Source organism: Candidatus Pelagibacter sp. (assembly GCF_052049855.1).
In the GTDB taxonomy this organism is placed as follows: Bacteria; Pseudomonadota; Alphaproteobacteria; order Pelagibacterales; family Pelagibacteraceae; genus Pelagibacter.
The window spans coordinates 1-20084 of the sequence record NZ_JBNGZE010000004.1 but is presented as its reverse complement, the minus strand read 5'-3'; the positions used below and the strand labels follow the sequence as shown (position 1 = coordinate 20084).

Below are 20084 nucleotides of genomic sequence, written 5' to 3'. Positions count from 1 at the left end.
TTGAGCAAACTACACAACGATTTAGCTAATTGCATCAGATTTTTATCAATTGATGCTGTTCAAAAGGCAAATTCAGGTCACCCAGGGATGCCTATGGGTATGGCAGATGTTGCAACTGTGCTGTTTAAAAATTTTTTGAGATTTAATCCAAAGAATCCAGATTGGTTAAATAGAGATAGATTTGTTTTGTCTGCTGGTCATGGTTCTATGCTTCTTTACTCTTTGCTTTACCTAACAGGGTATAAAAGTATATCGATAAAAAATATTAAAAAATTTAGGCAGCTGAATTCTATTTGTGCTGGACATCCTGAATATCATCCGAAAACAGGTATTGAAACTACAACAGGTCCTCTTGGACAAGGCATATCTAATGCTGTTGGATTTGCAATAGCTGAGGAAATTTTAAAAAAAAAATTAGGTAAAGATTTAATTAATCATAAAACTTATGTATTGGCTGGAGATGGATGCTTAATGGAAGGAATAAGTCATGAAGCGATGAGTTTAGCGGGACATTTGAAACTTAAAAATTTAGTTATGCTATTTGATAACAATTCAATTTCTATTGATGGTCCAACAAATCTTGCGGTTTCAGACAATTTTAAAAAAAGATTTGAGGGATATGGTTGGGATTATATTTCTATCAACGGTCATAATGAAAAAGAAATTTTAAAAGCACTAAAAAAGGTTCAGAATTCTAAAAAACCTTCTGTGATTTCTTGTAAAACAAAAATTGGATATGGTTCACCTAATAAATCTGGAAAGGCATCATCCCATGGAAGTCCATTGGGAGCAGATGAAATCAAGCTAGTAAGAAGATCCTTAAATTGGAAAAATAAACCTTTTGATATTCCAAATAAAATTTTAAAAGAATGGAGAAAAATTGGCCAAAGAGGTGAAATTTTAGAAAAAAAATGGAATAAAATATTTAAAAGAAAAAAAATAAAATTTAATCAAACTTTAAAAAATAACTTTACTCCGGCGCTTAAGCAAGAAAAACAAAATGCGATAAAAGAACCAAAAAGTTTAGCTACTAGAAAATGTTCAGAAATGGTATTGAGCGCACTAACAAAGCAAAAAAATAATTTAATTGGTGGCTCTGCTGATTTAGCAGGATCAAATAACACAAAAACTAAAAACCATAAAATAATTAAACCTGGAGATTTCAATGGTAACTACATTCACTATGGAGTGAGAGAACATGCAATGAGTGGAATTATGAATGGTATAGCACTTCATAGTAATCTAATTCCTTATGGAGGTACTTTTTTAATATTCGCCGATTATTGCAAACCTTCGATCAGACTGTCAGCATTAATGAAAAAAAGAGTTATTTATGTGATGACACATGATTCTATTGGACTTGGAGAAGATGGGCCTACTCATCAACCTATAGAACAGCTTTCAGGATTACGAGCTATACCTAACTTAAATGTATTTAGGCCAGCAGATAGAATTGAGACAATCGAATGTTGGGAGCATGCTTTAAAAAGTTCAAAAACACCTAGTGTACTATCTTTAACAAGACAAAATTTAAATCCAGTAAGAAAAACATACACAAATAAAAACTTATGCTCATCGGGCGCTTATGAAATTTTAAGAACAAATAAAAAAATTAATCTAACAATATTAGCTAGTGGATCTGAAGTTAATCTAGCAATAGAGGTTAGCCATAAATTAGCCAAAGATAAAATATACTCCAAAGTGATATCAATGCCTTGTATGGAACTTTTCGAATTACAATCAAAATTTTATAAAAATAAAATTTTAAATGAAACAAAATTTAAAATATCTATTGAGGCTGGATCAAGTGATTGTTGGAAAAAATATACTGGTGATAACAGTGTTGTTTTTGGAATTGATGAATTCGGCAAAAGTGCACCTTATAAAGATATTTATAAATATTTCGGACTAGAGAGCACGAACATTAAGAATATTACAAAAAAATTATTAAGAAAATAAAATGACAATCAAAATTGGAATTAATGGAATGGGACGGATTGGTCGTATGGTGTTGAGATCAATTATTGAAAATAAAAATAAAAATTTTAAAATTAATCATATAAATAATAGGTCAAATACAGAAGCTACATCTAAATTACTCAAGTACGATTCTATACATGGAAAATTAAATACTAATTTAGCTTTTGATACAAATCATTTAATAATTAATAAAAATAAAATTACTTTTTCTCAAGAAACAAAAATTGAAAACATTAATTGGAAAAAATATGATGTTGATTATGTTTTTGAATGTACTGGAAAATTTAATTCAAAAGAAAAACTTCTTGCTCATATAGAAAATGGTGCAAAAAAAGTTATCGTTTCAGCTCCGTGTAAAAATGCTGATAAAACAATAGTGTTTGGTGTTAACGAAAATATAATTAAAAAAGATGATAAAATTATATCTGCTGCCTCATGCACAACCAATTGTCTTGCACCAGTAGTCGATGTTCTTAATAAAAATTTTGAAATCGAAAAAGGTTTTATGACTACAATTCATGCATATACTAGCGATCAAAGAATATTAGATAATTCCCACAAAGATCCAAGAAGAGCAAGGTCTGCAAGTCAATCCATAATTCCCACATCAACAGGAGCTTCTAAAGCAATAGGTGAAATAATACCAAACCTCAAAGGTAAATTGGAAGGCGTAGCGATGAGAGTACCTACGCCTAATGTTTCTCTAATCGAATTAATATTTTGTACAAAAAAAATAATTGATATAAAAAAAATCAATGATGCTTTTGATAAATCATCAAAAAATAAATTGAAAAATATCTTAGAAATTACTCATGAAAAATTAGTATCTATAGATTTTAATCATCATCCTGCTTCTGCAATCGTAGATGCTTCTTTGACAAATGTAGTTGGAAACAATATGGGAAAAATATCAGCCTGGTATGATAATGAATGGGGCTTTTCCAACAGAATGTGTGATATTGCTGAAACTTTGCATAAAATCTCTAAATGAGAAGTATTATAAACGAAAAAAATCTAAACAATAAAAAAATATTATTAAGACTTGATCTAAATGTTCCATTTAAAAAAGACAAAATTACAGATACAACAAGGATAGATAAAATTCTTCCTACACTAAATTTTTTGATAAAAGAAAAAGCTAAAATAATTATTTTATCTCATGTTGGTAGACCAAAAGGTAAAGTTGTTAAAGAACTTTCCCTAGAACCAATCAGAGAAGAATTACAAAAAAAATTAAATAAAAAGGTCAAACTTATTAGTGAAAATGTTAAAGAAATAAAAAGCAAAAATTTCTTAAATAATTATAGCGAGGATATTTTAATATTAGAAAATATTAGATTTTATCCTGAAGAAGAAAAAAATGATAATAAATTTGCAGAAATTCTATCAAATCTTGGGGATATTTATGTAAATGAAGCTTTTTCCTGTTCGCATAGAGCTCATGCTTCAATTAATAAGGTTCCAAAGTTTTTGCCCTCGTTTTCTGGATTACAGTTAGACTTAGAAGTTAATTCACTTAACAAAATAATTTCTGAAATTACCAGACCAATTACTTGTATTATCGGAGGGTCTAAAATTTCAACAAAGATTAATGTTATTAAAAATTTAATTCCTAAATTTGATAATATTATAATTGCTGGAGGTATGGCTAATAATTTTATAGAATATTTTGGAAATAGTGTTGGAAAATCTATTAAAGAAAAAAATTGTGATAAAATAATAGAAGAAATCATCTCTCTTTCAAAAAAAGAAAAATGTAAAATAATCTATCCAGAAGATGTGGTTGTATCAAAAGATTTAAATGGACCTCCTCAAAAGAAACAATTGAGCGAAATATTATCTGATGAAATGATATTAGATATTGGTCCAAAAACTATTGAAAATATTTCAAAAATTATTGATAACAGTAAAACAATACTTTGGAATGGACCTGCAGGATATTTTGAAAATCCAATTTTTTCTTATGGAAGCATTCAAATCGCAAAAAAAATAATTGAAAACAATAAAGCAAACAAAATTTTTTCGGTTGTTGGTGGTGGGGACACGGTTTCTTTAATTAATAATTTAAAAGCTGTTAATGAGTTTAATTTTGTTTCAACTGCAGGTGGAGCTTTTTTAGAATATCTTGAAGGTAAAAACCTTCCTGGTATAACCGCACTAAATTAAAATGTCTGAATTAAATAAAATTGCAATTAAAATAATTTCTAATGGTAAAGGTATACTAGCAGCTGATGAAAGCAATGGAACTATGACAAAAAGACTTGAAGCAGTAAATGTCAGTTCAACTCCAGAAAATAGGCTTTCCTTCAGAGAAATTCTTTTTTCATCGGATGGAATGAGGGATTTCATAGGTGGTGTTATTCTTTACGATGAAACTATAAATCAAATTTCGAGCACAGGAAAATCAATACCTGATTTAATATCTAGTTCAGGTGCTGTTCCTGGAATTAAAGTTGATACAGGTGCTAAAGATTTAGCAAATTCTCCTAAAGAGAAAATTACAGAGGGATTGGATGGCCTTCGAGATAGATTAAAAAAATATTACGATCTTGGGGCAAGATTTACAAAATGGAGGGGTGTTTACTTTATTAGTGAAAAATTTCCAAGCGAACTAGCAATTAGTAGTAATGCTCATGCACTTGCAAGGTACTCTGCATTAGTTCAAGAAATTGGAATGGTTCCAATAGTCGAACCTGAAGTGTTGATGGATGGGAACCATTCTTCTGAAGTTTGTTTAAATAAAACATCAGAGGTAATTAAAAAGTGTTTTGAGGAACTAATTTTACACAAAGTTGATCTATCAGGAATAATATTAAAACCAAATATGATTTTACCTGGGAGTCTATCAGAAAATAAAATTTCTAGTGAAGAAGTTTCCATCAAAACGTTAGAATGCCTTAAAAATTCTGTACCCAATGAAGTTCCTGGAATAGCTTTTTTATCTGGAGGGCAATCTGAAATTGAAGCTACAGAAAATTTAAATTTAATTAATAAAAATAACAACACGAATTTTATAATGACTTATTCATATGGTAGAGCCCTTCAACAAAGTGCTCTAAAAGTTTGGTCTAATGATATTAAAAATGTAGAGGCAACTCAAAATACTTTTAATCATAGAGCTAAAATGTGTACTTTAGCTGCTCAAGGAAAATGGTCTAGAGAACTTGAAAATAAATAAAAAAAAATTTATTTATCTTATTTCTCCCAACAAAATACATAATTCATTCTATAATAATTTAAAATTAGTTTTAAAAACAAAAAAAGTAAGTTTTTTTCAACTTAGAATTAAAAATTATTCTCTTAAAAGTAAAATTACAATTGGAAAAAAAATTAAAAATATTTGTAAAAAAAATAAAGTAAAATTTATAATTAACGATGATCCTTTGCTAGCTTTAAAATTAGACGCAGATGGTTGCCACCTAGGTCAAAAAGATATGGATATTCACACAGCAAAAAAACTACTTGGTAAAAAAATTATAGGAATTACATGTCATAATTCAATAAATTTGGCAAAGAAAGCGATAAAAGCTAAAGCAAGTTACATTGCCTTTGGCTCTTTTTATCAATCAAACACTAAAAAAACTAAATATACAGCTTCTATTAAAATTTTAAATAATGCTAAAAAAATTACAAAAATTCCAATAGTTGCTATTGGCGGAATTAATTTTGATAATTATAAAAATCTATTATTGAACAAAGCCGATTTTTTAGCTATTTCAGGCTACATTTGGAAAAATAAAAAATTTAAACCGTCAAAAGCTATAGAAAGAATAAAATGAAAATTAATGCTGGAGAAATTAGGGTTGGGATGCTTTTAGAATATAAAAATGATTTGTGGCAAGTTTTAAAAACCCAACATGTAAAACCTGGAAAAGGTGGTGCATTTGCTCAAGTTGAGATGAAAAGCGTAAATAAAAATACAAAATTAAATGAAAGATTTAGGTCTAGTGAAACAGTAGAAAAAGCTTCATTAGATGAAACAACTTTTAATTATCTTTATAATGATGAAGTTAACTATTTTTTCATGAATCCGAAAACATTTGAGCAAATTGAAATAAAAAAAGAAATTATTGGCGATAAGGGTAAACTTTTAACAGAAAATTTAGAGGTTTCTATAAATTTTTATAATGAAAATCCAATATGGATTGAATTACCTAACCAAGTACAATGTAAAATTGAAACAACTGACGCAGCTCTTAAAGGTCAGACCATTTCCTCTTCTTATAAACCTGCAACTTTAGAGAATGGTTTAAATATACAGGTCCCACCATTTATTGAAGTAGGTGATGAAATTGTAGTAGATACAAGAAACCTTGAATACGTTAAAAAAATATAAATGATCTCCATATCCTCTAATTTAAACTTAATGATCAAGGCAGCAGAAAAAGCCTCTAAGTCAGTAATAAGAGATTTTGGAGAAGTTGAAAAATTACAAGTTTCAAAAAAAGGACCCCGAGATTTTGTTACTAAAACAGACAAACATGTTGAAAAAATTTTAATTGATGAGCTATCAAAAATAAAAAAAAATTTTTCTTTTATTTCTGAGGAGATCGGAAAAATAGAAAAAAAAGATAAAGATAATATTTGGATTCTTGACCCAATTGATGGGACAACAAACTTCCTTCATGGCATTCCTCATTTTGCAATTTGTATAGCTCTTGAATCTAAAAAAGAAATAGTCAGTGGTTTAATTTTTGATCCAATTAAGGATGAAATGTTTTATGCAGAAAAAAATAAAGGGGCATATTTAAATAATAAAAGATTAAGAGTATCTAACAAAAATAAAATAGATGAATGCTTATTCTCAAGTAATCATGAGGGTGTAAAGTACAGCGATCTAAATATGCGGTATAGCGGGTGTGCAGCTTTAGACTTGGCTTATGTTGCCTCAGGAAGATTAGATGGTTTTTTTCATAACAAAATTAATATTTGGGATGTTGCAGCAGGAGCTTTATTAATCAAGGAAGCGGGTGGTATAGTTAATAATTTAGACAAATACAATCAAAATAATATAGATATAAGAGCATCAAGTAGTACAATTAATGACAAAATGCTTGAAAATTTAAAGAACTTTTAATTGTGTTATAAAATTCTTTTGTTATAAGTCTCGTTATGAAAAAAGATATACATCCAAATTACCATACGATTAAAGTAGAAATGACCGATGGCAGTCAGTTCGAAACTAAATCAACCTGGGGAAGTGAGGGTGACTTACTAAAATTAGAGATTGATCCAAAGTCTCATGCTGCCTGGACAGGTGGGAGACAAAAACTAATGGATAAGGGTAGAATAAGCAAATTTAATAAGAAATTCCAGAATTTTAAATCAGAAAAGAACAGCTAGATGTCAAATGCACCATTAATGCCAATGGCAACTGCCGTTTGGTTAGTTGAAAATACGACTTTAACATTCAAGCAAATTGCTGATTTTTGTAAATTACATGAAGTAGAAGTTCAAGGTATAGCAGATGGAGAAGTGGCAAAAGGAATTAAAGCATACAATCCAATAATTTCTGGTCAATTATCAAGGGAAGAAATTGAACTATCATCAAAAGATCAAAATCGTCCTTTACAAATAAAGAGTACCGACATCGAAATATCAAATAGTGAAAAAAAAATTAAGAAGTATATTCCCCTTTCAAAAAGGCAAGATAAACCTGACTCTGCTTTGTGGTTAATTAAGCAGCACAACATTTTGAAAGATTCACAAATTGCAAAACTTGTGGGAATAACTAAAAATTCAGTTTCATCAATTAGAAATAAAAGTTATTGGAATTTTAATAATCTTAATCCTAAGGATCCAGTGGCTTTAAATTTATTTTCTCAAAAAGATTTGACTACAGCCATAGAAAAAGCTGAAAGAAGAATAAAAAGAGAAAAAAAACAGAAAGAAAAACTGGAAAAAACTAATCTTAATCAGATTTAATGCATAAAATAAATAGACATAATTTTATAAAAGTGATAGTTAACCATCTTTTTGGAGGTAGTTATTAAAATAGAAGTAAAAGATAATAATGTTGAACAAGCTTTGAGAGTTTTAAAGAGAAAACTACAAAGGGATGGTTTTTTTAAAGTGATAAAATTAAAAAATACATACGAAAAACCATCTGAGAAAAAAAAAAGAATTCTTCAAGAAAACATTAAAAGAGTTAAAAAACTAAATAAGCTGAAAAATCGAATTTAATATACCGCGGGGTGGAGCAGTCTGGTAGCTCGTCAGGCTCATAACCTGAAGGTCGGCGGTTCAAATCCGTCCCCCGCAACCAATCACATATTATAACCAATAATGTATCTTTTTAGTTTTAAGTCCTTTTAATTTTTTATTCCATTTTTGAAAATCTTTCTCAAAACCCATGGATCTTGATTTTTTTTGACCATGCATTTCACAATAAATTTTGCCTATTTTGTCAATTCTTTTAATGATAGATGGTAATATTTTATATTCATGACCCTCAATATCAATTTTCAGAAAATCAATAAACTTTAATTTACTTATTACTTTTTGAAATGTTAAACATCTAACAATAATGTAATTTTTATATGATAAATTATGTTTCTTCTTTTCTAATGATGGCATTTCTGAATATCTCATGTTGGTAATATCAGTTGAGACTTTGCTTAAATAAAGTTTTTGAGATTTTAAGGTATTTGAAATTGCAAAATTATATAATTTTACTTTTGAATTCTTTTTGAAAACTTTCTTTAGTATTTCAAAGCAATAAGGATTTGGTTCAAAACAATGTATTGTGCACGAAAATTTATCAAATAAATATTGAGTAATTAATCCATTATTTGCACCTATATCAACAACAATACTTCTATTATTCAATCTTAACTTATTTAGAGGTGGTAGTTTATTTTTATATCTATTTAGTTTGTAAAAAAGTAAAATTCGTAAAATTTTTATTTGAAATAAATTACACCATATTTTTTCTCTTAAATTTAACTTAATTAAATTTTTTTTCACAAAAAACTAAATATTAAAATTTGATTTTTTACTATCTACTAGAAATGCCTTAACAGTCTCTTTTGTTAATTGATCAAATGTTTTTCCAAAATTTTCTATTTTTTGAATTATATTTGGTGGTACAGTAATAATATGACAGTTAAGCTGTTTTGCTTGCAAAAAATTATATGGTTCCCTAACACTTGCCCACAATATTTCAACATTTTTATATTTTTTTGCTAAAGAAATACTCTTTTTAAATTCTGGTATAGGATCTTTGCCAGTATCCGCTGCCCTCCCAGCAAATATTGAGATAATAACTTTTGTTTTTTTATTCAATAATTTAAGAATCTTCTCAGTTTGTTTCGATGTATATACTGCTGTAATATTAATTTTAATACCTTGGGAATTTAATTCTTTAATAATCTTCCCCATAAATTTCCCCTTAGAATTGATAACAGGAACTTTAACATAGACATTTTTTGCCCAGGTATTTATCTGTAAAGCTTGTTTTTTCATCTCTTTATAATCGTCAGCAAAAACCTCAAGCGATACAGGTTTTTTTTTACAAATTTTTAATATTTTTTGGGAATAAGATCTATAATCTTTTGCACCAGCTTTTCTCATTAAACTTGGGTTTGTTGTAAAACCTTTAATAATTTTTTTTTTATTAAATTTTTTTATTGTGTGGAGTTCTGCAATGTCACAAAATATTTTTGTTTTCAATTAATTACCTATAGATTTTTTGTAATATCTTCAGTCATTTTTTTTGCATCCGCAAATAACATTAATGTGTTCTCTTTATAAAATAAATCATTATCAATTCCTGCATATCCTGGGGATAAGCTTCTCTTTACAAACAAGACTGATTTACATTTTTCAACATCTAAAACCGGCATGCCATAGATTGGACTCTGCGGATCTGTTTTGGCAACTGGGTTAGTCACATCATTTGCACCAATTACAAAAGCAACATCCGCATTAGCAAAATCATTGTTTATTTCCTCTAACTCAAATACTTCGTCATAAGGAACGTTTGCCTCTGCTAATAAAACATTCATGTGTCCTGGCATCCTTCCAGCGACAGGATGAATAGCATATGAAACTTTAATATCATTTTTCTTAAGCGTATCTACCATTTCTCTCAGAGCATGTTGGGCTTGAGCAACTGCCATTCCGTAGCCAGGGACAATTATAACTGATGAGGCATTTTTCATTAAAAAAGCTGCATCATCTGCATTGCCACTTTTTACTGGTCTTTGCTCTTTGTTTTGACTTCCAGAAGTTTGATCTGTAGCTCCAAAACCACCTAAAATAACATTAAAGAATGATCTATTCATTCCTTTACACATTATATATGAAAGTATTGCACCAGATGATCCAACCAATGCTCCTGTAATAATTAAGGCCGTGTTTTCCAAAGTAAATCCAATTCCAGCTGCGGCCCAACCTGAATAAGAATTTAACATTGAAATGACAACTGGCATATCTGCACCACCAATTGGAATAATAATTAAAAATCCAATCAAAAAAGAAATTGCAATTAATATCCAAAATAAATTAGATGATTGTGTTGAACAAAGATAAATAGTTAAAATTACAATCAAAATTAACAATAATGCATTTAATAAGTGTTGGCCTTTAAATGTTATTGGTGCGCCTGACATTATTCCTTGTAATTTTAAGAATGCGATGATAGATCCAGAAAAAGTGATAGCACCAACTGCTGCTCCAATTGCCATTTCAATTAAACTTGCAAGTTTAATATTTCCAGGTGTTCCAAGATTAAATGCTGATGGATTAATAAATGCAGAGATTGCTACAAATACAGCTGCTAAACCAACTAAACTATGAAAGCCTGCAACTAATTCTGGCATTGCAGTCATTGGAATACGATACGCTATAAATGCTCCAAGACTCCCTCCAATAGCCAAAAATATTAAAACATAGACAAATCCAGAGCTAAAATTTCCAACTGACAAAAATGTAACTGTTACAGCAATAACCATTCCGATTATTCCAAATAAATTTCCTTGTCTTGAAGTTTCGGGAGAGGATAAACCTCTTAAAGCTAAAATAAATAATACGCCTGATACTAAATATAAAATTGCAGATAAATTTGCAGACATTAATTATTTATCCTTTTTCTTTTTTTTATACATTGCTAACATTCTTTGAGTGACTAAAAATCCTCCAAAAATATTAACAGCTGCTAAAATAATTGCTAAAAATCCATAAATACTAGATGATGAAAAAACTACTCCATCACTTCCAGACAAAGCTGCAATTATTGCACCTACTATGATTACTGAAGAAATTGCATTCGTAACTGACATTAAAGGAGTATGTAAAGAAGGTGTTACACTCCACACAACATAGTAGCCAACAAATATTGATAATATAAATATACTTAATCTGAATATAAAAGGATCTATTTCCATAATTCTACTTGATAAGTGTTTTCTCTATTATTTCATCTTCTAAATTAATATTTAATTTCTTATTTTCTTTATCATATAAATTAGAGATAAAATTAAATACATTCTTAGCATATAAATTAGAAGCTGATACAGGTAATTTATTTAATATATTTGCCTCACCTAAAATTTTAACACCATTTTTTTCAACAATTTTATCAACCTCAGTAAATACAGTATTTCCTCCTTGAACTGCTGCTAAGTCATAAATGACTGAACCTGGTTGTAAATTTTTAAACATTTCCTCTTTAATTATTTTTGGAGCTTCTTTACCTGGGATCAAGGCAGTACATATTATTATATCAATTTTTTTTAATGTTTCGGAAAGTAGTTCTTCTTGTTTCTTTTTAAATTCATCTGACGCTTCTTTTGCATAACCACCTTCGGTTTCTAAATTCTCGGATCCTTCAACTGTAAGAAATTTTCCCCCTAAACTCTCAACTTGTTCTTTTGAGGCCATCCTCACATCCGTTGCAAATACTACAGCTCCCATTCTCTTAGCAGTTGCAATAGCTTGTAATCCAGCAACTCCAGCTCCAACTACTAATACTTTTGCTGCAGGTATTGTTCCAGCTGCAGTCATCATCATCGGAATTGCCCTTTCATAAATTTGGAAAGCTTCTACCACTGCTTTGTAACCAGCTAGGTTAGCTTGTGAAGATAAAATATCCATTGATTGAGCTCTAGTAATTCTTGGTAGCATTTCCAAAGAAAAACAATTTATTTTTTTTGATTTTAAATTCTCTAATTTTTCTTTATTTAAAAAAGCGTTTAATGAGCCAATTAAAGTTTGATTTTCTTTAAAAAATGATAATTTTTCCTCAACAGGCAATCCTAATTGTATAACAACTTTCGAATTTTTAATAATTTCTTCTTCATTATCTGAGAAATTAACTCCTAAATTTTTATATTCTTCATCGGTAAAACCTAGGTAAGATCCATAATTATTTGGTAAAGTTAAATTAAATCCTAAACTAATATATTTTTTTGCAATTTCTGGAGTAATCGCTATTCGCTTTTCAATATGTTGATTTTCTGAAATTGAAGCTAAATTCATAATAAAATAAATTAAAATTCTATAAAAGAAATATTGCCATTAAAACTAAAACCGAGATTACTGCGACAGTTCCCCACAAAACAAATTTTGTAAAATTATTCCAGGTATTTTTATGGTTTTCATTATCCATAAAATTTATTTTTGTCTTGCTTTAAATTTTGGATTAGTTTTATTTATAACGTAAACTCTACCTCGTCTCCTAACTAACTTAGAATTAAGGTCTCTTTTTTTTACAGATTTTAATGAGCTTTTTATTTTCATAATTTTTTAGCCGGCGATGACCTACTCTTCCATGTCTTAAGACAAAGTACCATCGGCGCTGCAGGGCTTGACTTCCGAGTTCGGAATGGGATCGGGTATAACACCTACGCAATAATCACCGGCGGTAGTGTTATACATAATAAAATATTATTGTAAACCATATTAATTATCTATTTTAATGGTTTTTAAGGAAATTTTTAATGTAGTCGCTTAATTTAATTTTACCAAAATTTTTATTTAATTTATTTTTTACAACCATATTGCTCAAGGCAGAGGCATATCTTTCACCTTTTCTTGGTGGTAAAAAAACCACATCTGATTTAAATAATTTTGCAACTTTTAAGATAGAATAACTTTGTTTATTTGAAATACTATAATAACCACATTTATCTAATTTCCATGCTTTATAACATACTTCAATGGTATCAGATATATGTGTAAATCTTCTTGACTGATTACCTGGTCTTACAATCGGCAGAGGAATTTTTTTTTTATAACAATCTTCAAAAATTCCAATTACGGTAGCCATTTTTCCTTTTGTAATTTGCCTAGGACCATAAACATTATAAAAAAAAATTACTTCATATTTAAAATTAAACCATTTTTTTAAGTTATTTAAAAATTCTAAATTTTTTGATTTTGTGAAGGCATATGGTGATAAATCTTTATCATTTCCTTTATTACCTAATGATGCTGATGTTGCTGAATAAATTAATTTTATTTTATTTTTTAAACAAAAATCAAATACAGCATTTGTTCCAATTGTATTAGATTGAATACATTTATTCATAAATTTAAAACTTTGATATATTCTAGAAAATTCTCCAAAGTGAAAGAGGGAATGAATTTGGTTTTTATGTCTGTTCAATATAGAAGAAATATTTTTTGTATGTCCTTTTATATATTTTACTCTCTTACTTTTAATATGATTTTTATGACTTCCAGAGGAATAATCATCTAAACTAAATACTTTAAAATTAGTTTTTTTAAGTAAATATTCAATTAAGTTTGAACCAACAAATCCACTTCCACCAGTGACAATAATTATTTTTTTTTTCATAATTTAAATTTAAAAAAAAAATTAAATGTTTAAAACTACTTTACCAAAGGTGGTGTAAATCTATAAGTGTCGTTTTCATAATCTTTACCACCACGCTTACCTACAGTAAAAACTATAAATTCATTTCCGTCTTTACCAATTTTAAGTGCGTGCATCTCGTTAGGTGGTGTCTCTACAAGATCTCCCTCTTTGAGTAATTTCATTTTCGCTTTACCCTTAGAATTTAATTTTTTATACCAATACTGCAAAGAGCCCTTGGTTATATACATATATTGAGTAGTTTTTTTATGATAATGGTTGCCACGCAATACCCCTTTTTTTGATTTTATAATAGCTACGTGATTAATATTTTTTTTATAAAATATATCTGATATTGATCCCCTTTTATCTTTAAAAAAAATTTTTGGCCTAGAATATTTCATGGTTTTATAAATTTTATACCTTTGTTAATTTTTATTAATTTATTTTGTAGTAAAGTACTTATATTCCAAGATAAAATTATACATACAATTTTTTTATATTTTTTAATAATTTTATCATTTTTTATTGGTATTCTTGTGTGAGGTGTAAATTTTCCAATTTTAAATTTGGATGCATCTGTCACAAAATCTATCTTTTCATAATTCAAGTCATTAAAGGTAAGATAAGTATTGGTTTTTGCACCTGCTCCAACCCCGATTACTTTAAATTTCCTCATTTTATAAAAATTTACAATTTTATTAATTCTTGCTTTATTTTTATTTATGTAGACTGAATAATTTTTAAAAAAATTTAACTTATATATTCCTTTATTTTCCTCATATCGAATTTTACTTACTTGATTTTTCTTTTGCGAAGCTGTTTGATTAAATGAACATATGGTTCTCACACTTCCACCATGATATTGATTAAAATATAATTTATTAATTTTCAAACCAACTTTAGCTAATAAATTTTTTATATTTTTTACAGTAAAATACGAAATATGTTCATGATAGATTTGATCAAATTTTTTTGTGGCAAGAGTTTTTAAAAAGTAAGGTTGTTCAAAAATAAATTTTCCATCTTTCTTCAATAGATTCTTTACTCCTTTAAGAAAATTTTTAGGATCATCAGCATGATTGAATACATTATTTGCAATTATTATGTCAGCCAAACCTGATATTTTTTTTATTTTTTTACTATTTTCAAAATTAAAAATATAACAATAAGATTTTAATTTTTTTGATCTGGCTAATTTTACCATAAATGGGGAAGCATCAATACTTATCACCTCTTTTGCTTTTTTTTTTATAAAAAAACTTAAAAGTCCATCATTAGAACCAATTTCAATTACAGTTTTATTTTTTAAATTATAATTTCTTTCCAAATTATCAGCATATTTTTTCCAATGATTAATCGAATATTTAGAATTTGAAGAGGTATATGAATAATCGTAATTGATATATCTATCTTTTGGATTAGTTTTATATTTTGACTGAATGAAACTACATTTTTTACAAAAATCTAAAACTAAGGGATAAGAAGGATCTTTTTTTTTTAAATCATTTTTTTTTATAAATCTATCTGCAAAAGAATGAAGTCCTAGATTTAATATTTCAGTTAAATTTTTTGAATTGCAAGACAAACATTTTTTTCTTTTATCGAAGTTTAAATACCTTTTACTTAACATGGTTGTTAATAACCCTACAAATTTTTTTTATTTCTCTCTCTGTTAAATCAATGCTGGTTGGCAACCATAAACCATTTTTACAAAATTTATTTGATACAGGTAGTCCTTTTTGATTAATATAAATTCTTTGAGAATTAATTGGTGGGTAAACAAATCTTGTAATAATTTTTTTTGTTTTTAATTTTTTATGTAAGTTCATACTTTTATCAAGATATATATCCACCGACCAATTTGTTTCATTTTCATTTGGAGGAAAAATTTTAATTTTTTTATTATTTTTTAATAAATTAAAATATAATTTATAAATTTTCCTCTTTGATTTAATTCTGTAATTAATATTTTTCAACTGTCCTAGTGCGAGTACTGACTGCAAATCAGTAATTTTTAAATTGTACCCGAAATAATTATGGATATCATTTCCAGGTTTATTTCTACCAAAGTCTTTATAATATCTTAATTTTTTTGCTAATTTTGAATTGTTTGTTACTACGGCACCTCCTTGACCCATTGTAATAAGTTTTGGCATACTAAAAGAAAAAGATCCTGCAACACCAAAATTTCCTGCATGTTTATTTGAAAAAAAGCTCCCTATGGAATGAGCTGCGTCCTCAATTAATAAAATATTATTTTTTTTACAAATTTTTTCAATTTCATCAATATTACCCATTCTTCCATTTATTGAAGTAAAAATACAAAATTTTGATCTAGAGGTAATTTTTTTTTTTAGATCTTGTGGGCACATACATAAGTTTTCATTAGTTATGTCTACTAGAACAGTTTTTCCACCTACTAATTTGGGTGCATTAGCAGTTGCTATCATGGTATAATTTGAAACCAATACTTCATCACCTCTTTTTATATCTAAACAATCTAATATTGATGACATGGTTAAAGTACCATTTGGGAATGCTATACACTCTTTTGACTTAATAAATTTTGAAAATTTTTTTTCAAATCTTTGAGTTTCTTTATGTTCTGTAATCCATTTTCCCGAATCTAAATACCTCTTAACATTTTTAATAGTATCTTTCTCAAAAAAGGGTTTGGTTTGATAAATCACTTTTATTTTAGTCTCTTTGCAATTTGTTTTGCTTCCTCAAGACTCATCCCATATAATTTTAAATCACTTAAAAGCATATCTTGACAAAGAGCATCTAAATTATATTCTGGTTTCCATTTAAGAAGCTTTCTTGCTTTAGAACTATCTCCTTGTAAACTTCTTACTTCGGATGGCCTCAAAAAATTTTTATTGTTTGTTGTAACAAATCTTTTCCAATTTAAGTCTAATAATTTGAATACCTTTTTAATAAAATCTTCAATTGAATAGTTTTTACCAGTTGATAAAACAAAATCCTCAGGTTTTTTATATTGTAATATCATCCATATTCCCCTGACATAATCTTTAGAATGGCCCCAATCCCGTCTTGTAGATATATCTCCTAAATGAATTTTGCTTTCATGGCCACTCAAAATTCTTGCTAATGAATGCGTTATTTTTCTTGTTACAAAATTTAAGCCTCTTCTTGGAGACTCGTGATTAAATAAGATACCATTTGATGCAAATAGTCCATGAGCTTGTCTAAAATACTTGGTTGTATGAAATGCTGCCACTTTAGATATTCCATATGGACTTTGAGGATTAAAAGGACTCTTTTCATTTTGAGGTGGAGGAGTTGAACCAAACATTTCACTAGATGAGGCCTGATAAAATTTACATTTTTTATGATTTTTAAGAATAGACTCTAAAATTCTATAAGATGCAACAGTGTTTATATTTAATGTAGCTTCACCAGTGTAAAAGCTTATTCCTACATGACTCATTGCTGCTAAATTATAAAATTCATCTGGCTTGTATTTTTTAATTAAATTACTGATGCTTGAAGTATCAGTAAGGTCCATATAGTGAAGATTTAATTTTCCAATCTTTTCATATTTATTTATTGTTTCTTGAATTCTTTCAACATTTAATACACTAGTTCTTCTTAGCAACCCGTGTACTATGTAGTTCTTTTGAATTAATAGTTCAGCCAAGTATGAACCATCTTGACCCGTAATTCCTGTAATAAAAGCAACTTTTTTCATTTTTTTAACCATAAATTAAATACATTGCTTAACATTAAATATCCATCTTTAAATCTATTTACTTTGGTTGTTCCGAAAATTCGTTTATTCTCGTGGGAATATATTTCATCACATTTATAATTTGTTCTAGCTTTAATCAATGCTTCAGTACAAATTTTAAAATCTTTTTCTTCCAAGTTTAAATTAATAAAACATTCTCTTTTTCCAAATAAATACAAAAATAAAGCATCTGTTGTATTGAAATTAAACAAGAGTGAAATTAACTTTGTAAATAAAAAATTTCCAAATCGAGTTAAGAGAGTATCGTCATCACTTTTATTTCCATTTAAATATCGTGAGCCAAAAACAAAATCTAAATTCTTTGCTTCTAGTAAATTTTTCATTTGTGAAATTGTATTCGGATCAAATGACCCATCAGCATCAAATATACATAAATATTTTGATTTAGAATTTTTTATACCATTAATAAGTGAGTACCCAAAACCTAATCTTCTAGTAGGATCAATTAAAACTTTACAATTATTTTCTTTTGCAACTTTTACTGTCTCGTCATCCGAAAGAGCATCTAAGATTGTTAGGTTTTCTAATCCTGCTTTTTTAAGAGAATTAATTGTAATTGGAAGGTTTTTTTCCTCGTTGAAAGTGGGAATTAAAATTTCAACATCATTTAAATTCATAAATATTTATATTTCAAAAAAACTTATATTTCTTGATTTATCCTTAAAAAAAATATTTTTTTTACATTGATAAATTGAGAATAAATCCAATTTTTTTTGATTTACCATAATAAAAAGAAATTTTCCAAGAAATTTTTTAAAAATAGGTAATATTTTAATAATCGATTCTGCATCAATTGCATCAGATATAAAAACAATATTTTTTCTATTTTTATTTATCTTAAAATTTAAAAAATTTAAATCTTCAGAGACTTGAATTGTTTTCAAATTTGCCTGAAAAAAATAATTATTTATTTTGTTAAATTTATTTTTATTTTCATTAATGATTTGAGTATTTATATCAATTCCTACAAAGCTTCTTTCAAAATTTTCATCCAAATAATTTACTAATCTCCCACTACCACAACCCAAATCAATAAAATTAAAATTATTTATTTTTTCTTCAATAAGAAAACTTTTAATTAGGTGTAAAAAATAATATGGAGTTGGTATATTTGGAGTTCCATAACCAGTTTCTAACTTCGATCTATTATAATCTATGTTGTTATCCATATTTTCATCTGATCGAAAAAATAAAGTGTCTTGAAATTTAATAGAATAATAAATTTCAAAAATTATAGATTTTAAAATTAATAATATTCCATACTGATTAACGCTTTTTAGAGCTATATAAAAATTATAAAAAATTTTATTTAAAGCCATCACCTGGTGTATATTAATTTATGTCAAAAAAAACTATAAATTTTATTACGCTTTTTTTTTATATTTCACTAATAATAGGTTTCATACTTGGTGAGGATTTAAATGGAGGAGCTAAATCGGATTTTATTTTTTATGAGAATATAATATCAAACTTTTCAAATAATTTTAAAGACTCTTTTTTAAATTATGAAAAATTTAATGAGAGACACTCTCCAATAATGATTATTTTTTTATCATTATTGACAAAAATCAATTTTGATATTGAACTAATAAGGTTAATTAACCTCCACATTAATTTGCTAACAATTTATTTTTTTTTTAAATGCTTAAATTTAAAATTTTATCAAGTTAATAAAAACTATCTTTATTTAATATCTTTAGTAGTTTTTGTTTCACCTACTTTTAGATCTTTAAGTATATGGCCTGACAGTAGAGCAGTTGGCTTATTATTTTTTGTAATTAGTGTTAAATATTTTTTAGAATTTCAAAATAGCAAAAAATTTAATTTAGCTTTAAAAAATATTTTTTTCTTGTCCGTTGCGTCATATTTTAGTCCTAACTTTTCGGTTTTCTCAATATATTTTTTTTACTATTTTTTAAAAATTAATGATTTTAAAAAAGTTTTAATATTTGTCTTATCTAACTGTTTATTAGCTTTACCTGCAATATATTACATATTTATACTCAAGGTAAATTTCATAAATCTTGGACTAACACCAGGTTCAAGCGAAACACTACTTCCAAATTCAATTGAATTTAATATTTCAAATAAAATTTTATGTGTGACATCGATAATTTTTTTTTACACTATACCTGTGATTTTTGGAAGAAATATAAATTTTCCAATTAATATTAAAAATTTTGTATTATGCATTATTTTTTTTATTATTTATTTGATTTGCATAACTTCATTTAATTATAAAGTTAATTTTACAGGAGGTGGAGTCTTTTTACATATTTCAAATTTTTTTTTTAAAAATAATTTTCTTTTTTTTATAATTTGTTTAATTAGTTTTTATTTTTTATTTATAAAAAATTTTAATTTTAATAACTTAAGTATTATTTTTTTATTAATTATTTCTAACCCCCAACTGACAATTTACCATAAATACTATGATCCATTAGTTTTGATTTTAATTTTCACACTATTTAATTTTAAAATTAAAAAAGATTTTTTTAATAATTTTAATGT

At 27.1% G+C, this 20084-nt stretch carries 25 protein-coding genes, 1 tRNA gene and 1 rRNA gene; 12 read left to right on the top strand and 15 right to left on the bottom strand.

Features of this window, described 5'->3' with window-relative positions; genetic code table 11:
• The 11 genes from tkt to ACTT9X_RS06710 all read left to right on the top strand — a co-directional run bounded on the left by tkt (position 1) and on the right by ACTT9X_RS06710 (position 8245).
• Complete coding sequence (gene tkt / locus ACTT9X_RS06760; RefSeq protein WP_440934870.1) at positions 1-1959, top strand: transketolase; 1959 nt, start codon at positions 1-3, stop codon at positions 1957-1959.
• 1 nt (position 1960) lies between these two features.
• Positions 1961-2971: a type I glyceraldehyde-3-phosphate dehydrogenase gene (gene gap / locus ACTT9X_RS06755; RefSeq protein WP_440934869.1), complete on the top strand. Its 1011-nt coding sequence runs from the start codon at positions 1961-1963 to the stop codon at positions 2969-2971.
• On the top strand, positions 2968-4146 hold the full coding sequence (locus ACTT9X_RS06750; RefSeq protein ID WP_440934868.1) for a phosphoglycerate kinase: 1179 nt from the start codon (positions 2968-2970) through the stop codon (positions 4144-4146). The genes gap and ACTT9X_RS06750 overlap by 4 nt, the downstream gene beginning before the upstream one ends.
• Before the next feature lies 1 nt (position 4147).
• Entirely contained in the window at positions 4148-5158 is a 1011-nt protein-coding gene (locus ACTT9X_RS06745) for a class I fructose-bisphosphate aldolase (protein WP_440934867.1), read from the top strand.
• Positions 5145-5759 carry a thiamine phosphate synthase gene (thiE, locus tag ACTT9X_RS06740; RefSeq protein WP_440934866.1) on the top strand — a complete coding sequence of 205 codons (615 nt, stop codon included), beginning with the start codon at positions 5145-5147 and terminating at the stop codon, positions 5757-5759. Before ACTT9X_RS06745 ends, thiE begins: the two co-directional genes overlap by 14 nt.
• Positions 5756-6316, top strand: coding sequence for an elongation factor P (gene efp / locus ACTT9X_RS06735; protein ID WP_440934865.1), 561 nt, complete (start codon positions 5756-5758; stop codon positions 6314-6316). The genes thiE and efp overlap by 4 nt, the downstream gene beginning before the upstream one ends.
• Positions 6317-7057, top strand: coding sequence for an inositol monophosphatase family protein (locus tag ACTT9X_RS06730; RefSeq protein WP_440934864.1), 741 nt, complete (start codon positions 6317-6319; stop codon positions 7055-7057).
• Positions 7058-7092: 35 nt separating this feature from the next.
• Positions 7093-7323, top strand: coding sequence for a 50S ribosomal protein L31 (gene rpmE, locus ACTT9X_RS06725; protein WP_440934863.1), 231 nt, complete (start codon positions 7093-7095; stop codon positions 7321-7323).
• Positions 7324-7905 carry a cell cycle transcriptional regulator TrcR gene (locus ACTT9X_RS06720; protein ID WP_440934862.1) on the top strand — a complete coding sequence of 194 codons (582 nt, stop codon included), beginning with the start codon at positions 7324-7326 and terminating at the stop codon, positions 7903-7905.
• A 63-nt stretch (positions 7906-7968) separates the two neighbouring features.
• Positions 7969-8163: a 30S ribosomal protein S21 gene (gene rpsU, locus ACTT9X_RS06715; RefSeq protein WP_075484443.1), complete on the top strand. Its 195-nt coding sequence runs from the start codon at positions 7969-7971 to the stop codon at positions 8161-8163.
• A gap of 5 nt (positions 8164-8168) precedes the next feature.
• Positions 8169-8245 (top strand) — tRNA-Met (locus tag ACTT9X_RS06710).
• Positions 8246-8253: 8 nt separating this feature from the next.
• Here the strand turns inward: ACTT9X_RS06710 and ACTT9X_RS06705 are convergent.
• From ACTT9X_RS06705 to ACTT9X_RS06635, 15 genes are all read right to left on the bottom strand, one after another.
• On the bottom strand, positions 8254-8946 hold the full coding sequence (locus ACTT9X_RS06705) for an FkbM family methyltransferase (RefSeq protein WP_440934861.1): 693 nt from the start codon (positions 8944-8946) through the stop codon (positions 8254-8256).
• Positions 8947-8952: 6 nt separating this feature from the next.
• Entirely contained in the window at positions 8953-9651 is a 699-nt protein-coding gene (locus ACTT9X_RS06700) for a transaldolase family protein (protein ID WP_440934860.1), read from the bottom strand.
• 8 nt (positions 9652-9659) lie between these two features.
• The gene (locus ACTT9X_RS06695) at positions 9660-11054 is read right to left on the bottom strand and encodes an NAD(P)(+) transhydrogenase (Re/Si-specific) subunit beta (protein WP_440934859.1); all 1395 of its coding nucleotides are present in this window, start codon (positions 11052-11054) and stop codon (positions 9660-9662) included.
• A 3-nt stretch (positions 11055-11057) separates the two neighbouring features.
• Positions 11058-11366: a proton-translocating transhydrogenase family protein gene (locus tag ACTT9X_RS06690; RefSeq protein ID WP_262590263.1), complete on the bottom strand. Its 309-nt coding sequence runs from the start codon at positions 11364-11366 to the stop codon at positions 11058-11060.
• A 4-nt stretch (positions 11367-11370) separates the two neighbouring features.
• On the bottom strand, positions 11371-12459 hold the full coding sequence (locus ACTT9X_RS06685) for an NAD(P) transhydrogenase subunit alpha (protein WP_440934858.1): 1089 nt from the start codon (positions 12457-12459) through the stop codon (positions 11371-11373).
• 19 nt (positions 12460-12478) lie between these two features.
• Positions 12479-12589 carry an aa3-type cytochrome c oxidase subunit IV gene (locus tag ACTT9X_RS06680; RefSeq protein WP_075484395.1) on the bottom strand — a complete coding sequence of 37 codons (111 nt, stop codon included), beginning with the start codon at positions 12587-12589 and terminating at the stop codon, positions 12479-12481.
• Positions 12590-12594: 5 nt separating this feature from the next.
• Positions 12595-12720, bottom strand: a complete 126-nt coding sequence (gene ykgO, locus ACTT9X_RS06675; RefSeq protein WP_041487598.1) for a type B 50S ribosomal protein L36 — start codon at positions 12718-12720, stop codon at positions 12595-12597.
• An 8-nt stretch (positions 12721-12728) separates the two neighbouring features.
• Positions 12729-12843 (bottom strand): 5S ribosomal RNA (gene rrf, locus ACTT9X_RS06670).
• Between the two features lie 52 nt (positions 12844-12895).
• Positions 12896-13780 carry an NAD-dependent epimerase/dehydratase family protein gene (locus ACTT9X_RS06665; RefSeq protein ID WP_440934857.1) on the bottom strand — a complete coding sequence of 295 codons (885 nt, stop codon included), beginning with the start codon at positions 13778-13780 and terminating at the stop codon, positions 12896-12898.
• Positions 13781-13815: 35 nt separating this feature from the next.
• Entirely contained in the window at positions 13816-14202 is a 387-nt protein-coding gene (locus ACTT9X_RS06660) for a polysaccharide biosynthesis C-terminal domain-containing protein (RefSeq protein ID WP_440934856.1), read from the bottom strand.
• Positions 14199-15431 (bottom strand): class I SAM-dependent methyltransferase, encoded by a 1233-nt coding sequence (locus ACTT9X_RS06655; RefSeq protein WP_440934855.1) that lies wholly within the window; start codon positions 15429-15431, stop codon positions 14199-14201. Before ACTT9X_RS06655 ends, ACTT9X_RS06660 begins: the two co-directional genes overlap by 4 nt.
• A complete protein-coding gene (locus ACTT9X_RS06650; RefSeq protein ID WP_440934854.1) occupies positions 15421-16491 on the bottom strand; it encodes a DegT/DnrJ/EryC1/StrS family aminotransferase in 1071 nt (356 codons plus the stop codon). The genes ACTT9X_RS06655 and ACTT9X_RS06650 overlap by 11 nt, the downstream gene beginning before the upstream one ends.
• Positions 16492-16493: 2 nt before the next feature.
• Positions 16494-17513 (bottom strand): GDP-mannose 4,6-dehydratase, encoded by a 1020-nt coding sequence (locus ACTT9X_RS06645; protein WP_440934853.1) that lies wholly within the window; start codon positions 17511-17513, stop codon positions 16494-16496.
• On the bottom strand, positions 17510-18190 hold the full coding sequence (locus ACTT9X_RS06640) for a glycosyltransferase family 2 protein (protein WP_440934852.1): 681 nt from the start codon (positions 18188-18190) through the stop codon (positions 17510-17512). Before ACTT9X_RS06640 ends, ACTT9X_RS06645 begins: the two co-directional genes overlap by 4 nt.
• A 6-nt stretch (positions 18191-18196) precedes the next feature.
• Positions 18197-18892, bottom strand: coding sequence for a methyltransferase domain-containing protein (locus ACTT9X_RS06635; protein WP_440934851.1), 696 nt, complete (start codon positions 18890-18892; stop codon positions 18197-18199).
• A gap of 20 nt (positions 18893-18912) precedes the next feature.
• On the opposite strand from ACTT9X_RS06635, the gene ACTT9X_RS06630 reads away from it, so the two are divergent.
• The coding region (locus ACTT9X_RS06630; RefSeq protein ID WP_440934850.1) for a hypothetical protein at positions 18913-20084 on the top strand (1172 nt) is incomplete at its 3' end.

Coding starts and splice junctions, on each gene's coding strand:
- gap (WP_440934869.1), top strand. CDS start 1,961: ATGACAATCAAAATTGGAATTAATGGAATGGGACGGATTGGTCGTATG.
- ACTT9X_RS06750 (WP_440934868.1), top strand. CDS start 2,968: ATGAGAAGTATTATAAACGAAAAAAATCTAAACAATAAAAAAATATTA.
- ACTT9X_RS06745 (WP_440934867.1), top strand. CDS start 4,148: ATGTCTGAATTAAATAAAATTGCAATTAAAATAATTTCTAATGGTAAA.
- efp (WP_440934865.1), top strand. CDS start 5,756: ATGAAAATTAATGCTGGAGAAATTAGGGTTGGGATGCTTTTAGAATAT.
- ACTT9X_RS06730 (WP_440934864.1), top strand. CDS start 6,317: ATGATCTCCATATCCTCTAATTTAAACTTAATGATCAAGGCAGCAGAA.
- rpmE (WP_440934863.1), top strand. CDS start 7,093: ATGAAAAAAGATATACATCCAAATTACCATACGATTAAAGTAGAAATG.
- ACTT9X_RS06720 (WP_440934862.1), top strand. CDS start 7,324: ATGTCAAATGCACCATTAATGCCAATGGCAACTGCCGTTTGGTTAGTT.
- ACTT9X_RS06695 (WP_440934859.1), bottom strand. CDS start 11,054: ATGTCTGCAAATTTATCTGCAATTTTATATTTAGTATCAGGCGTATTA.
- ACTT9X_RS06690 (WP_262590263.1), bottom strand. CDS start 11,366: ATGGAAATAGATCCTTTTATATTCAGATTAAGTATATTTATATTATCA.
- ACTT9X_RS06685 (WP_440934858.1), bottom strand. CDS start 12,459: ATGAATTTAGCTTCAATTTCAGAAAATCAACATATTGAAAAGCGAATA.
- ACTT9X_RS06680 (WP_075484395.1), bottom strand. CDS start 12,589: ATGGATAATGAAAACCATAAAAATACCTGGAATAATTTTACAAAATTT.
- ykgO (WP_041487598.1), bottom strand. CDS start 12,720: ATGAAAATAAAAAGCTCATTAAAATCTGTAAAAAAAAGAGACCTTAAT.
- ACTT9X_RS06665 (WP_440934857.1), bottom strand. CDS start 13,780: ATGAAAAAAAAAATAATTATTGTCACTGGTGGAAGTGGATTTGTTGGT.
- ACTT9X_RS06660 (WP_440934856.1), bottom strand. CDS start 14,202: ATGAAATATTCTAGGCCAAAAATTTTTTTTAAAGATAAAAGGGGATCA.
- ACTT9X_RS06655 (WP_440934855.1), bottom strand. CDS start 15,431: ATGTTAAGTAAAAGGTATTTAAACTTCGATAAAAGAAAAAAATGTTTG.
- ACTT9X_RS06645 (WP_440934853.1), bottom strand. CDS start 17,513: ATGAAAAAAGTTGCTTTTATTACAGGAATTACGGGTCAAGATGGTTCA.
- ACTT9X_RS06640 (WP_440934852.1), bottom strand. CDS start 18,190: ATGAATTTAAATGATGTTGAAATTTTAATTCCCACTTTCAACGAGGAA.
- ACTT9X_RS06635 (WP_440934851.1), bottom strand. CDS start 18,892: ATGGCTTTAAATAAAATTTTTTATAATTTTTATATAGCTCTAAAAAGC.